15 protein-coding genes are annotated in these 14180 nt (G+C 64.6%); 8 read left to right on the top strand and 7 right to left on the bottom strand.

Going from position 1 to position 14180, the window contains the following annotated elements; all coding sequences use genetic code 11:
* Positions 1-38: 38 nt before the first annotated feature.
* Positions 39-266 (bottom strand): DUF3820 family protein, encoded by a 228-nt coding sequence (locus HDG33_RS15015; protein WP_184029242.1) that lies wholly within the window; start codon positions 264-266, stop codon positions 39-41.
* Between the two features lie 168 nt (positions 267-434).
* On the opposite strand from HDG33_RS15015, the gene HDG33_RS15010 reads away from it, so the two are divergent.
* Positions 435-1487, top strand: a complete 1053-nt coding sequence (locus tag HDG33_RS15010) for an NADP(H)-dependent aldo-keto reductase (protein ID WP_184029240.1) — start codon at positions 435-437, stop codon at positions 1485-1487.
* Positions 1488-1582: 95 nt separating this feature from the next.
* On the opposite strand, the gene HDG33_RS15005 is transcribed toward HDG33_RS15010, so the two are convergent.
* Complete coding sequence (locus tag HDG33_RS15005; RefSeq protein WP_184029238.1) at positions 1583-3007, bottom strand: M20 family metallopeptidase; 1425 nt, start codon at positions 3005-3007, stop codon at positions 1583-1585.
* A 268-nt stretch (positions 3008-3275) separates the two neighbouring features.
* On the opposite strand from HDG33_RS15005, the gene HDG33_RS15000 reads away from it, so the two are divergent.
* Positions 3276-4259: a LysR family transcriptional regulator gene (locus tag HDG33_RS15000; RefSeq protein WP_184029236.1), complete on the top strand. Its 984-nt coding sequence runs from the start codon at positions 3276-3278 to the stop codon at positions 4257-4259.
* 280 nt (positions 4260-4539) lie between these two features.
* Positions 4540-4962 (top strand): hypothetical protein, encoded by a 423-nt coding sequence (locus HDG33_RS14995; protein ID WP_090804526.1) that lies wholly within the window; start codon positions 4540-4542, stop codon positions 4960-4962.
* Positions 4963-5054: 92 nt separating this feature from the next.
* Here the strand turns inward: HDG33_RS14995 and HDG33_RS14990 are convergent, their stop codons facing one another.
* Entirely contained in the window at positions 5055-5882 is an 828-nt protein-coding gene (locus HDG33_RS14990; RefSeq protein ID WP_184029234.1) for an ABC transporter permease, read from the bottom strand.
* A gap of 19 nt (positions 5883-5901) precedes the next feature.
* Complete coding sequence (gene nodI, locus HDG33_RS14985) at positions 5902-6816, bottom strand: nodulation factor ABC transporter ATP-binding protein NodI (RefSeq protein ID WP_184029231.1); 915 nt, start codon at positions 6814-6816, stop codon at positions 5902-5904.
* A gap of 422 nt (positions 6817-7238) precedes the next feature.
* On the opposite strand from nodI, the gene HDG33_RS14980 reads away from it, so the two are divergent.
* Positions 7239-7706 carry a universal stress protein gene (locus HDG33_RS14980; RefSeq protein WP_018418191.1) on the top strand — a complete coding sequence of 156 codons (468 nt, stop codon included), beginning with the start codon at positions 7239-7241 and terminating at the stop codon, positions 7704-7706.
* A gap of 118 nt (positions 7707-7824) precedes the next feature.
* On the opposite strand, the gene HDG33_RS14975 is transcribed toward HDG33_RS14980, so the two are convergent.
* From HDG33_RS14975 to lexA, 3 genes are all read right to left on the bottom strand, one after another.
* Positions 7825-8442, bottom strand: coding sequence for a DUF2939 domain-containing protein (locus HDG33_RS14975; RefSeq protein WP_184029228.1), 618 nt, complete (start codon positions 8440-8442; stop codon positions 7825-7827).
* A gap of 119 nt (positions 8443-8561) precedes the next feature.
* The gene (locus HDG33_RS14970) at positions 8562-8906 is read right to left on the bottom strand and encodes a hypothetical protein (RefSeq protein WP_184029225.1); all 345 of its coding nucleotides are present in this window, start codon (positions 8904-8906) and stop codon (positions 8562-8564) included.
* A gap of 102 nt (positions 8907-9008) precedes the next feature.
* Complete coding sequence (gene lexA, locus HDG33_RS14965) at positions 9009-9659, bottom strand: transcriptional repressor LexA (RefSeq protein ID WP_184029221.1); 651 nt, start codon at positions 9657-9659, stop codon at positions 9009-9011.
* Between the two features lie 311 nt (positions 9660-9970).
* Here lexA and HDG33_RS14960 point away from each other — a divergent pair, with 311 nt between their 5' ends.
* From HDG33_RS14960 to HDG33_RS14945, 4 genes are all read left to right on the top strand, one after another.
* Entirely contained in the window at positions 9971-11017 is a 1047-nt protein-coding gene (locus HDG33_RS14960; protein WP_184029218.1) for a sulfate ABC transporter substrate-binding protein, read from the top strand.
* A 168-nt stretch (positions 11018-11185) separates the two neighbouring features.
* Positions 11186-12082: a sulfate ABC transporter permease subunit CysT gene (cysT, locus tag HDG33_RS14955; RefSeq protein ID WP_184029216.1), complete on the top strand. Its 897-nt coding sequence runs from the start codon at positions 11186-11188 to the stop codon at positions 12080-12082.
* A complete protein-coding gene (cysW, locus tag HDG33_RS14950) occupies positions 12079-13086 on the top strand; it encodes a sulfate ABC transporter permease subunit CysW (protein WP_090804540.1) in 1008 nt (335 codons plus the stop codon). The genes cysT and cysW overlap by 4 nt, the downstream gene beginning before the upstream one ends.
* On the top strand, positions 13087-14145 hold the full coding sequence (locus HDG33_RS14945; RefSeq protein WP_184029213.1) for a sulfate/molybdate ABC transporter ATP-binding protein: 1059 nt from the start codon (positions 13087-13089) through the stop codon (positions 14143-14145). It abuts the gene before it with no gap.
* The last annotated feature ends 35 nt before the right edge of the window (positions 14146-14180 follow it).

The raw sequence follows: 14180 nt of genomic DNA, 5'->3' as shown, positions 1-14180 counted from the left end.
CTTTCAGCCGGCCTGGCAACGCTTTCACGGCCACGGTCTCAACGCTCCAGGGGCTTCGGTTTGCGCAAGGGGGCGAGCAGCGGTTTCAAGCCGTTGTGATCGATCTCGTGCATCAACGCGAGCAGACGGCCAATCTCGCCGGGCGGAAAGCCCTGGCTCGCGAACCAGTTCAGATAGTGGCCGGGCAGGTCGGCGATCACGCGGCCTTTATATTTCCCGTAGGGCATCACGCGCGTGACCAGCAATTCGAGGTGTTCGTGATTCATGGCAACGAAGTCATGATGAAACGCGCATCGAGAGCGCAAAGCGCGCAACGCGCAAGCACCAGGCGGCGCGCTGCAACGCATGGCCCCGCATTCTAGCCTTGCTGCAGGTAATGCGTCGGCGTGGTAACGTCTGCGCTTTCCGTTCACCTCTTCAACAGGACAAGTTAGATGGAATACCGCAGACTCGGCGACTCCGACGTGCAGGTTAGCCTGATTGGTCTCGGCACGATGACGTGGGGCGAGCAGAACACCGAGCAGGAAGCGCACGCGCAGATCGACTACGCGCTCGATCACGGCGTGAACCTGATCGACACCGCGGAAATGTATCCGGTGCCGCCGCGCGCCGAAACGCAAGGCTCGACGGAGCGCTACATCGGCACGTGGCTCGCGCAGCACAAGAGCGCGCGCGAGAAGATCGTGCTCGCCACCAAGATCGCGGGCCCCGCGCGTCAGCCGCACAATCCGCGCCATATTCGCGGCGAGGGCAACCAGTTCGATCGCAAGAACCTGACCGAGGCGCTCAACGACAGCCTCGAACGTCTGCAAACGGACTACGTCGATCTGTATCAGCTGCACTGGCCCGATCGCAGCACGATGACGTTCGGCCGTCCGTCGTATCCGTGGGTCGACGACGCGTACACGGTGCCGATCGAGGAAACGCTGACGGTACTCGCCGAATTCGTGAAGGCTGGCAAGGTGCGCCATATCGGCGTGTCGAACGAAACGCCGTGGGGCGTCGCGCAGTTTCTGCGCGCGGCCGAAAGACTCGGCTTGCCGCGCATCGTCAGCATCCAGAATCCGTACAGCCTGTTGAACCGCACGTACGAAGTGGGTCTGTCCGAGTACGCGCATCGCGACAACATCGGTCTGCTCGCGTATTCACCGCTCGCGTTCGGCTGGCTGTCGGGCAAGTACGAAGGCGGCGCGCGTCCTGCCGGCGCGCGCATCACGCTGTTCGAGCGCTTCCAGCGCTATAGCAAGCCGCAAGCCGTGCAGGCGACCACGCGTTACGTCGAGCTCGCGAAGCGCCACGGCATGACCCCCGCGCAATTCGCGCTCGCGTTCGTCAATAGCCGGCCGTTCGTGACCAGCAATCTGATCGGCGCGACCTCGCTCGAACAATTGAAGGAAAACATCGCCAGCGCGGACGTGAAGCTGTCGCCGGAAGTGCTGGCGGAAATCGACAGGCTGCACGAGCTGCAGCCGAATCCGGCGCCTTGATGTCGAGGTAAGCGCGACGCGCTTGCCGCGGTGGCCCCGGTCGATTACCGGGGCGGCCGCGGAAGCCGCAGCGAATCACTCGGCGTCGGCCGAACTCAACCTGCGGCCTTTGCCGTATCCACCGTCTCGCGCTTCGCCGCAAGCGGCGAATTCTCGCCGAGATCCCAGAACAGTCCCGCCATCATCTGCAGGCCCTCGCGCGCCACCGGAGCCAGAAGGTGCTCGTTCGGCGCATGCTGCGAGCAGGCCGGATAAGAATGCGGCACCCAGATCGTCGGCAGACCGAGCGTGTCGGCGAATACCTCGTTCGGCAGCGTGCCGCCGAGATTCGGCAGCAGCGCGGTCTTCTTGCCGGTGGTCGCTTCGAGCGACGCGATCGCCCACCTGACCCACGGATCGTCGGGATCCAGCCGCGTGGCTGGCGCGCCGCGTTCGACGTCGATTTCGACCAGCTGAAAACCGTGCGCATCGAGATGCGCGCGCAGGTGCTCGCCGAGGTTTTCCCAATCGGTGCCGACCACGAAACGCAACTGGCAGACGGCGAACGCCGACGGCGGAATCGCGTTGACCGGGTTCTCCGGATTGCCCGCCTTGAAGGCCAGCACTTCGAAGCTGTTCCAGCCGAACACGCGCTCGGGCGCGGAAAGACCCGGCTCGCCCCAGTTATCATCGACGGAGGGGTCGCCCGGACCGTTGCCCACCGTGATGTCGGCAAGTGCGCGGCGCACGGCCTCGGGGATCGGCGGCGGACGCAGGCCGTCGACTGCGATCACGCCGCGCGCATCGACGAGACTCGCGAGCGCGTTGGCGAGCACCGTCGCCGGATTGCGCAGCAAGCCGCCCCAGTTGCCCGAGTGATGCGCGCCGTCGCGCAGGTTCAGCGACAGCCTGAAATTGACCGCGCCGCGCGAGCCGAGAAACACGGTCGGACGACGCGCTGCGAGACGCGGACCGTCGGAGGCGATCAGCACGTCGGCGGCGAGTTCGTCGCGATGCGCATGGCAGATCGCGTCGAGCCCCGGCGAGCCGGTTTCCTCACCCATCTCGATCAACAGCTTCGTGTTGAAGCCGAGTTTGCCGTCGCGCGCGGCGAGCGTGCTCGCGAGCGCGGCGAGGTTGATCGAGTGCTGGCCTTTGTTGTCGGCGGTGCCGCGACCGAACCAGCGCTCGCCTTCCACGGTCACCGCCCACGGCGTCAGTGGCGCGCGCCACTGGCTGTCGTAGCCGCGCACGACGTCGCCGTGGCCGTAGATCAGCACGGTCGGCAGATGATCGCCTTCGTGACGGCTGGCGATCAGGAACGGACCGAAGCCATCGACCGGGTTATCGACGATGCGCGTGCTGAAGCCGAGGCGCTCCGCTTCGGGCTGGATTTCGTCGGTCAGATACGACAGCAGCAGTGCGCCGCGATCGCTTTCCTGGCTTTCGGTGCGAAAACCGACGCGACGGTTCAGATCGGCGAGAAAAGCGCCGGATTCGAAGTGCCGGGTGGCAAGCTCGATGGCCTGGTTGCGGCTCATGTCGATGTCTCCGATGCGGGGGATGGGTGAAGGGGCGGAGGGCCGCGAGGCTCGATGGCTCGATGGCTCGATGCTCGGCGCGGCGCGGCGTTCAGGCGAATCGCCTGCAACGTGATTGCGACCGATTCTAGAAGCGCGCCATTTTTGTCACAATGATCATGTTTCGAAGCTTGCCTTGCCGGAAAAGCAAAGCGTCGCGCGTCGGCTCGAACCGCGGCACCCGCCCACCCATGGCACCGTTGCAACTGATTCGATCGAGGCGTCCAGGATGGCACGTTCACTGCATGGCATCGCGTTGCGTTATTTCGTCGAAGTCGCGCGCGGCGGCTCGCTGAGCGACGCGTCCGAGCGGTTGCACGTCGCGGTATCGGCGATCAGCCGGCAAATCGTGCGGCTCGAAAGCGAACTCGGCGTGACGCTGTTCGAGCGGCGTCCGCGCGGCATGACGCTGTCCGAGGCCGGTGAGCGGCTGCTTGCGTACGCGCAACGCAGCCTGCTCGAAGCCGAGCACGTGATGAAAGAAATTAGCGGCCTCGCGAGCTTGCACGGCAGCCGGATCAAGATCGCGACCGCCGAGGGTTTTGCGGTCGACTTCCTGCCCGCCGCGATTGCGGATTTCCGCGCCGAGCACCCCGGCATCGATTTCACGCTGACCGTGATGTCGCCGGCCGACGCCACTCGCCACGTGCGCGACGGCGACGTCGATATCGCGCTGTCGTTCAGCCTCGCGCCGGAGAAGGGCGTGAAGGTCGAGCACACCGAACGCGCGCCGGTGTTCGTGCTGCTGCGCGCCGATCATCCCCTTGCGGCGCGCGCGAAACTGTCGCTCGCCGAGGTGAGTCGCTATCCGCTCGTGTTGTCGGAGACGGGCACCACGATTCGCCAGTTGATCGACATCACGTGCGCGCTCGAAGGCATCCTCCTCGAGCCGGACCTGATCTGCAACAACAGCGGCGCGAGTTATCGCTACGCGCAGCGGTCCGGCGCGATCATGTTCACGGGGCTGCTGTCGGTGCGCGACCGCTATGCCAACGACGGCTTCGTCGTGATTCCGCTCACCGACCCGCAGATGCGCCAGCGCAGCATCCAGGTGCAGACGATGGCGGGGCGCGAGTTGCCCCCGTCGGTGCGCACGTTTCGCGACCATCTGATCGCGCGGATCGCGGATGCGAAGCCGGCTGGGGCGCAGGCGTCGAAGGTCACCGGTGGACGCGGTAAACGCACGCCGCGGCGCGCGCGAGCCGATGCATGAAATGCGACACATGCCCCGCACTAAGCGGCAAATGTTCTCCCGGAATCCGAATCACGACCTAAACTGTGGTGGACGGCAAGGACGGCCCTGAGAAAACGACCCTGATGGTGCGCGCCACGATCAGGGCAAACGCGCAACAATGACAGTCGAACCGCGGACCTGCCGCCCAGTCCGCGATGCTGCAATGCACACAAGCGGCAATAGATGGACCCAAATAGAAACGCGGCGCGTCGTCCCGATGGCGCGTTGCCCACGACAGAGCGATAGGACCAACACAGCCATGGCGCAACAGAAAACCAATCCAAAACTCGAGCAGGCTCTCACGCGCGGTGATCTCGCGATCCGTCAGGCGAACTCGGCGCGGGCGACCGCCTTGTTGCGTGCGCTCGCCAAGATGATCGTCGATGCGTCGGCGACCATCGGCGTGGAAGCCTTCACGCTGATTCACGACGGCGACAAGATCTACGATCCCGCGGATGGTCTATGGCCACAGGCGCTGCTGATTTCGCTCGACGGTCCGGTCGAGGACGCCGATCCCGACGAATTGCGCACGGTGCGGCTGATCGCGGATGATCCGGTCACCGTGTTCCGGGTGGAATGGCAGCGCGCCGATGGCAAGATCGGGCGTCACGAGGGCGGCCCGTTCGCGACGGTCGCGTTCATCTCCGACGTCGACATTCCGTGGACCGATGACGAGGACTGAGCGGGCACAACGATAGCAAACACGCCGTGCGACGACCGACGCGGGGTCGTCTTGCGCGGGTGCAGGCGCAACGCGCCGCCCGCGCGTTCGGCTTACTTCATCATGCGACGCCGAAACAGGATCGCCGACACGATGAAGCCGCCGATCGCATAAGCGGCCAGCACGCTCACATGGAGCGCCGCGTGCTCCATCGGCCGACCGAGCATTGCCGGGCGCATCAGATCGACCGCATTGGCGAGCGGCAGCGCGGCAGTCACCGCTTGCGCGGCGCCGGGCAGTTGCGAGATCGGAAAGAACACGCCGGAGAGCAGCAGCATCGGCGTGAGCACGAGAGTCTGATAGAACATGAAAAAGTCGTACGACGGCGCGAGCGCCGTCACGATCATCGCGAGGCTCGCGAACGCGAGACCGGCCAGCACGATGACCGGCAGCGCGAGCAGCATCGACGGAAAACTCGCATAGCCGAGCGCGCCCGCCACCAGCATGATCGCCACACCCGACAACACCGATTTGCTGGCGGCCCACACCACCTCGCCGAGCACGATATCGCCGAGCGTGAGCGGCGTATGCATGATCGCTTCCCACGTGCGCTGCACGTGCATGCGCGAAAAGCCCGAATACATCGACTCGAAGCTCGCCGACATCATCACGCTCGACGCCACCGTGCCCGCCGCGAGGAACGAGATATACGACACGCCGTCGACGTGCCCGACCATCACCCCGAGCCCGAGGCCGAGACCGAACAGATAGATCATCGGATCGGCGAAGTTGCCGAACATCGACGCGATCGCGAGCTTTTTCCACACCAGGTAATTGCGGCGCCACACCGCGATCCAGTTCGTGGCATTGGCGGGGAAGGCACCGAACGGTTCTTGCGCCGATGGCGTGCCGTCGTGGGTTTCGTAAGTACGTGCGTCCATCAAGTGTCTCGCTATGGGTTCAGTCCTGCATTTCGCGACCGGTGAGCCGCAGAAACACATCCTCGAGATTCGCCGGCCGATGCAGATAGCGCAAATCGGCGCGCTGCTTGAGGCGCATATGCACGGGCTGCGCGTCGTTCACGTAACAGAACAGCGTCTCGCCGCTGATCTCGGTGCGCTCGGCGAGCGGCGCGAGTTCGTCGCGCAACGCAAACGGATCGGGGCCGTAGATCTCGATCACGTCGCAGCCGATTTCGGACTCGATCAACTCGCGCGGCGCGCCTTCGGCGATCTTGCGGCCTTCCTCAATCACGCACAGTCGATGACACAGCCGTTCGGCTTCTTCCATGAAGTGCGTGGTCAGCAGAATGGTCTTGCCGCGCGCGAGCAGCGAGCGCAGCCGCTCCCAGATCAGATGGCGCGCTTGCGGATCGAGACCGGTGGTCGGCTCGTCCATGATCAGCACGTCGGGATCGTTGATCAGCGCGCGCGCGAGCGTGAGGCGCCGCTTCATGCCGCCCGACAGTTCGCTCACGCGCGCGTCCGCCTTGTTCTCGAGGCGAGCGAATTCGAGCAGACCCGGCACCGCCGCGCGACACTGCGCGGCGCTCAGACCGAAGTAGCGACCGAATACGAGCAGATTTTCGCGCACCGTGAAATCGGGATCGAGGTTGTCGAACTGCGGCACCACGCCGACGCGCGAGCGCGCGAGGCGCGCGCGGCCCGGGATCGGCTCGTCGCACAGCCGGATCGCGCCGGCGTCGGGCGCCGCAATGCCGAGCAGCATGCGCAATGTCGTGGTCTTACCGGCGCCGTTGGGGCCGAGCAGCCCGAAGCATTCGCCGGTGTTCACATGAAACGACAATCCGTCGACGACCGTTTTTTCGCCGTAGCTTTTCCTGACCTGATGGAATTCGATGGGGGCGGCGGGCATGGCTCGAGCAAGGCTCCGGAAAAAGACACGACGTACGCGCAAGACACACAACATACCTGCGATGCACGCATTGCGCACGCGAAGCCGCTTACTCCAGGTATCGGATCGCTGATGCGAGCGGGTGTCCGGGAACGCGTCATGCGTGGGGTGCGACGCGCTCGTCGGTGTCGATTGGCGCCGCTGATTGGCGGTGGCACGACTGGCACGTCAAACCGGCCCGCAGTGTGTCGACGCAGCGTTCGCAAACGAAGTTTTGCATTGCGGCATCCGTGTGCAAACGCTGCGTCGGGTCGCCCAACGCTTGTGCAGACTGGATCGGCATGCACCGAGTATGCACTTAGCGTTTTCCATCCCTTGCAAGCCGAATTGCGGCGCACCATGATTGATTCAGACCGCGCTTTCCGCGCGAATGGAGAAAACAGATGGCGAGCTACCAGAAAATCCTGTTGTGCTACGACGGCTCGCGCGAAGGCCGCAAAGCCCTGCGTTGCGGTGCCGATCTGGCGTTGGAACTGAAGGCGGAAACGCATCTGCTGTCGGTCGTCGACATGCGTTCGAGCATCGCGCAGAGCGCGGGCCTGTTGACAGACGTCGCCTGCGGCAGCTTCGAAAAAACGGCCCGCGAGATTCTGCAGGAGGGCGTGAACTGGCTGACCGAACGAGGCGTGAGCGCGCAGGGGCATTTCGCATTCGGTCATCCGATCGACGAGATCGCCAATCTTGCCAACGAGTTGCAGGTCGACCTCGTGGTGGTGGGTCATCGCTGTCGGACTGGTTTGTCGCGGTGGTGGATGGGGGCGGGCAACACGCCGCTGCTCGACCGCGTGTCGTGCAGCATTCTGGTGGCGTGCTCGTCCGCGCAGGAGCAGCAGCAGGCGGCTGCGGCGTAATGGGCTAGTGAGGGACGCGAAGCCGCGCGCCCCGTCATCTAGTCCAGATGTGAATAGACCCTGTCGCGTGGCCGGCCCCGATGGCCAGCCACGCATCCCATCCGGCCAGGCTTCGATCTCACTCGTTCAGATTGATCGCCGCGAGCTTCCACGTGACCAGACCTTCGCGACGAAAGATTGCCGAATAGTTCGCGTTACCTTCGCCACGCCGGTACGTGATGACAAACTCGTTGAGACTGCGATAGCCGGCCGTGCTTTGACGCCCGGGCGGCGGTGCGCTTGCCTGCGTGGTGGTGTCGCCCGCGGCTGGTGCGGCCGGCGCTTCGCCGCCCGCGGCTGGCGGCGCGGACGGTTGCTCGCCCGGCGTGCCACGCGGCGGCATGCCGTTCAGCAGCGCCGCGACGCCGTCGGGTGTCGCATAGGCATCGACGAGCGGGCCGATCAGCGTCACGCCGATCACCGCGCCGATCGTGGCCATCTTGTTGCCGGCATCCGCCTCGAGCCGGCGTGTCAGCATGGCGCCCACCTGTTGCTTCAGGCTGTCGCGTAGCGCGGGAAAGTCCACATACTGATTGACGGTTTGCACGTCACGCGCATCGGCGGCGCGTTTGAGATTGTTCACCGCGAGATACGGTGACGCATAAATAAAGCCCAGCGCGGCAATCACGATCACCATGATCAGCGTGATCAGCAGCGGCCGGGTGGCGCTGCCCTGTGTGCGTTTCCGAATTGTCATCGAATGGGACTCCACGTCAGTGATGATCTAACGTCGACCACGGCGAGGTCGAAACGATCTCATCCCACGCGAATCTCTGAACATCCGAAGTGCTTGTTGCATGCGTACTCAGGATTCGCTCAGGCTTCGAACACCGCGCCGTGCACGTTGGCTTCGTCGGCTATGCAACGATCGATCATACGGCATACGGCGTCGACCGTGCCGACCATGATCAGTCGCGACGGTCCATGATAGACCCGCACCGGCGCGCGACGCGCGGGCTCGGCGATGTTCAGCGCCGAATTCAGCGACACGCGCGCGAACGCCGGCAACGACGACGGCAGACCGGAAGCTTCGGCAGCCCCGTCGAACAGCGACGGCGTGCGCGCAGCGGGCGCCTCGATTAGCGCGCAGGGCGTGAGCTTGCGCAGATGGCGCAGACGGCCGAACTGGCGAAAGGGCAACAGGCGGGCAAGGCGTTCCATGAGTCTCTCCAGGCGATTCGGCGTAGATGCGGGCGTAGATGCGGGCGTAAATGCGGCTTGGGTTGGACAAACCGGCGCAAGCGTTCCGGCGACAGCGAAAGATCAGAACTCGCTGGGGCGGATCAGCCCGACCGCGATCCCTTCGAGCGCGAAATCGGCGCTGCCGGATTCCACGAAGATGTTGTCGTAATCGGGGTTTTCGGCGATCAGTTCGATTCCGTTCGGCCGGCGCTTCAGACGCTTGACCGTCACGTCGTCGCCAAGCCGCGCAATGATGATCTGGCCGTCCTTCGCTTCGGTGCGCTTTTGCACCGCGAGCAGGTCGCCGTCGAGAATGCCCGCGTCGCGCATCGACAGGCCGCGCACCTTCAGCAGGTAGTCGGGCTTGCTCGAGAACAGCGCCGGGTCACACGCGTAGTGCTGCGAGATATGTTCCTGCGCGAGGATCGGGCTACCCGCCGCGACCCGGCCGATCAGCGGCAACGACAACTGCATCAGGCCCGCATGCGGCAGGGTGAACTGATACGGCGCGTCCTCCTGCCCGGACAGCAGGCGGATGCCGCGCGACGCGCCGGCCGCGAGTTCGATCACGCCCTTGCGCGCCAGCGCGCGCAGATGCTCTTCCGCGGAATTGGCCGAGCTGAACCCGAGTTCGGCGGCAATTTCCGCGCGAGTGGGCGGAAAGCCGGTGCGTTCGATCGCGCGGCGGATCAGATCGAAAACCTGCTGCTGTCGTGCGGTGAGTTTTGTCATGGCCACTGTATGTATGAACAGGTGACTGTATTTTTATACAGTATTCGGCGCATTTCAAGCTTTACTTTAAGTTCGGCGCAAGGGTCGCGCTGGGGCGTCGTTTATCGGCGACATGACGGCGTTGTCGGCGTCCCAACCGCCGGCGCATCTGTCGTTACCACTTTTAAGCATTAAAAAATGAAGAAACATTATTTTTAATAATGAAAGCGCTTCGATAGACTGGCCTCCGGTTGGCGCTCATGTGCACGTGACCGCGACGCAGAACAACACCAGACGCTCATCAGCGGACCATCACGCGGAGAAAAATTGAAATGAACCATCGGCATATGGGGCTTGGGGCTCGAACCAGAAAACTGATCGCGGCGCTCGCCGTCGGCGCGGCGGGTGCACTCGGCATGTTGGGCGCAAGCGGCGTCGCGCACGCCGACACCACGCTGTTGAACGTGTCCTACGATCCGACGCGCGAGCTGTATCAGGACATCAATCAGGCATTCGGCAAGGAATGGAAGGCCAGGACCGGCGAAGCCGTCACCTTCAGGCAGTCGCACGGCGGCTCGGGCGCGCAGGCTCGCTCGGTGCTCGACGGACTGCAGGCCGACGTCGTGACGCTTGCGCTCGCCTATGACATCGACGCGATCGCGAACAAGGGGCTCGTCGACAGGAACTGGCAAAAGCGTCTGCCGGACAACGCATCGCCGTACACGTCGACGATCGTGTTTCTGGTGCGCAAGGGCAACCCGAAGCACATCAAGGATTGGGACGATCTGGTGAAACCGGGCGTGTCGATCGTGACGCCGAATCCGAAGACCTCGGGCGGCGCGCGCTGGAACTACCTGGCCGCGTGGGCGTACGCCGAGCATCAACCGGGCGGCAACGACCAGAAGGCCAGGGAGTTCGTCGGCAAGCTGTACAGGAACGCCGGCGTGCTCGATTCGGGCGCGCGCGGCGCGACCACGAGCTTCGTGCAGCGCGGTATCGGCGACGTGCTGATCGCGTGGGAAAACGAGGCGTTCCTGTCGCTGAAGGAGTTTGGTCCGGACAGGTTCGAGATCGTGGTGCCGTCGGTGAGCATTCTGGCCGAGCCGCCGGTCGCGGTGGTCGACAAGGTCGTCGACAAACACGGCACGCGCAAGCTGGCCGAGGCGTATCTGAACTTCCTGTATAGCGAGCAAGGTCAGGAGATCGCCGCGCGCAATTTCTATCGTCCGCGTTCCAGCAAGGTGCCCGCCGATCTGACCGCGAAGTTTCCGAAGCTGAAGCTGTACACGATCGACGATTCGTTCGGCGGCTGGACCAACGCGCAGAAGACCCATTTCGCGGACGGCGGCGTGTTCGATTCGATTTATCAGCCGCAGTAAGAACCACCGCCTGAATCACAGCCAGGGGAAAAAGGGCGCGCCCAATGGGCGCGCTTTCGGCTAACCGGGGTCCGGTGGCCAGCAGTGCGGCAGTACCGCAGTACGGCAGCACGCCAGCACGGCAAAACGAACAACCGCGCGAGCATCAACCATGAACGAGTATCCAGCATGACCACGTTGACCTTCCGCAAGCCGAGCGCATTGCCCGGTTTTGGCCTGACACTCGGCATCACGGTGGCTTATCTGAGCCTCGTGGTGCTGATTCCATTGGCGGCGACCTTTCTGAAAACCGCGACGCTCGACTGGGATCAGTTCGTGCGCGCGGTCACGTCGCCGCGTGTGCTCGCGTCGTATCGGCTGACGTTTTTCTCGGCGCTAGGCGGCGCGCTGATCAACGCGGTGTTCGGCTTTCTCGTCGCGTGGGTGTTGGTGCGCTACACGTTTCCGTTCAAGCGTATCGTCGATGCGGTCGTCGATCTGCCATTCGCGTTGCCCACCTCGGTGGCGGGCATTTCGCTCGCGGCCGTGTATGCGGGCAACGGCTGGATCGGCCAGTTCCTCGCGCCGCTCGGCATCAAGATCGCGTTCACGCCGGCGGGCGTGCTGGTCGCGCTGACGTTCATCGGCCTGCCGTTCGTCGTGCGCACGGTGCAACCGGTGCTCGAGGAGTTCGAGCGCGAGCAGGAGGAGGCGGCCGCGTGTCTCGGCGCGTCGCGCTGGCTCACGTTTCGCCGCGTCGTGCTGCCGGCCGTGTTGCCGGCGCTGCTGACCGGCTTCGCGCTCGCCTTTGCGCGTGCGCTCGGCGAATACGGCTCGGTAATCTTCATCGCCGGCAATGTGCCGATGAAGTCGGAGATCACGTCGCTCCTGATCATCACGAAGCTCGAGCAATACGACTATGCGGGCGCGACGGCGCTCGCGGTCGTGATGCTGGTCGTGTCGTTCCTGATGCTGCTGTCGATCAACACGCTGCAGTGGTATCTGCAGCGGCGCACGAGCCGCGGCAAGACGGGATCGGCGCCAGTGGCCACGAGCGTCGCCGCTATCGGTGGAGGTGTGCAATGAGCCGCGTTCCGACCCACCCGGCGAGCGTGGCGCGTCGCCCCGATCCGGTCAGCGAGCCGGCGCTCGTGCGCTGGCTGCTGATCGGCCTCGCACTGCTGTTTCTCGCGCTGTTTCTGGCCGTGCCGCTCGCCGCGGTGTTCTACCAGGCGCTGAACAAGGGGCTGCGTTTTTACTTCGAAGCGCTCGCCGATCCGGATGCGCTGTCGGCGATCAAACTGACGCTGCTCACCGCGGCGATCGCGGTGCCACTGAACCTCGTGTTCGGCCTTGCGGCGTCGTGGTGTATCGCGAAGTTCGAATTCCGCGGCAAGGCGCTGCTGACCACGTTGATCGATCTGCCGTTTTCGGTGTCGCCGGTGATCTCCGGTCTGATCTACGTGCTGATGTTCGGCGCGCAGGGCTGGTTCGGCCCGTGGCTCGAAGATCACAACGTGCAGATCATCTTCGCGGTGCCGGGCATCGTGCTCGCGACGATCTTCGTCACGTTCCCGTTCGTCGCGCGCGAGCTGATTCCGCTGATGCAGGCGCAGGGCAACGACGAGGAAGAAGCCGCGCACGTGCTCGGCGCATCGGGCTGGCAGACGTTCCGTCGCGTCACGCTGCCGAACGTCAAGTGGGGTCTGCTGTACGGCGTGATTCTGTGCAATGCGCGCGCAATGGGCGAGTTCGGCGCGGTGTCGGTCGTGTCGGGCCATATTCGCGGGCAGACCGACACGATGCCGCTGCACGTCGAAATCCTCTACAACGAGTACAACTTCTCGGCCGCGTTCGCCGTGGCCTCGCTGCTCGCGCTGCTGGCGCTGGTTACGCTGGGGCTCAAGCTGCTGGCCGAGCGTCATATGTCGGCGGAACTGTCGGCCGCGCGCGAAGTGCCTGCATATGCGGGGCCCGTGTCGCCGTCCGGCGCTTCGCAGGCCAATAGCGCGCAGTCCGCTTCGCATTCGTTTTTCGTCAACGCCACGCCTGCGTCGCAGCGACATCCGCTCAAGCAAGGAGAGCTGTAAATGGGTATCACCGTTCGTAACCTGCAAAAGCGCTTCGGCGATTTCGTCGCGCTCGACAACGTGTCGCTCGACTTTCCGCCGGGCGAACTCGTCGCGCTGCTCGGGCCGTCGGGTTGCGGCAAGACGACGTTGCTGCGTGTGATCGCCGGCCTCGAATACGCGGACGGCGGTCGGGTCGAGCTGCAAGGCCAGGATGTCGCGGCGGTCGGCGCGCGTGAGCGCGAGGTCGGTTTCGTGTTCCAGCACTACGCGCTGTTCCGGCATATGACGGTGTTCGAAAACGTCGCGTTCGGGCTGCGCGTGAAGCCGTGCAAGGAACGTCCGTCCGAGAAGGTGATTCGCGAGAAGGTGCATGAGTTGCTGAAGCTCGTGCAGCTCGACTGGCTCGCGCAGCGCTATCCGTCGGAGCTGTCCGGCGGCCAGCGCCAGCGCATCGCGCTCGCACGTGCGTTGGCCGTGGAGCCGAAGGTGCTGTTGCTCGACGAGCCGTTCGGCGCGCTCGACGCGAAGGTGCGCAAGGAACTGCGCAGCTGGTTGCGTCGCCTGCACGACGATCTGCATATTTCGACGATCTTCGTCACGCACGATCAGGAAGAAGCGCTCGAAGTGGCGGACCGCATCGTCGTGCTCAATCGCGGGCATGTCGAGCAGCTCGGCAGCCCACAGGAGGTGTACGACCATCCGCAGACGCCGTTCGTCTACGACTTTCTCGGCGCGGCGAACCGTCTGCACGGCAGCGTCGATGCGCAAGGCTTCGTCGTCGATGGCGCGGCGCTGCCGGTCGCGATCGCGGCGGGTTTTAGGGGCCCGGCGTTCGCCTATGTGCGGCCGCACGATCTGCAGTTGTATCCGCAGGCGGCGGGGCATCGCGAGGGCATTGTCGTCGACGTGCGGCGCGTGGTGACGCTCGGCGGTTCGGTGCGCGTCGAGCTCGCCGGTCGCGAGGGCAATCTGCTCGAAGCCGAACTCGATCGCGAAACGTGGCGTGATCTGCAACTCGCGGTCGGCGACGGCGTGACCGCGGTGCCGCGCGCGCTGCGGGTGTTTCCGGCGCAGTGAGATGGCGGCGCCGCTGTGCGGCGCTGATGACAAGA

This window comes from Paraburkholderia sp. Cpub6 (genome assembly GCF_014201065.1).
Taxonomy (GTDB): Bacteria; Pseudomonadota; Gammaproteobacteria; order Burkholderiales; family Burkholderiaceae; genus Paraburkholderia; species Paraburkholderia tuberum.
Note: the sequence above shows the minus strand (reverse complement) of the source record. Positions and strands in the feature narration are given on the sequence as shown.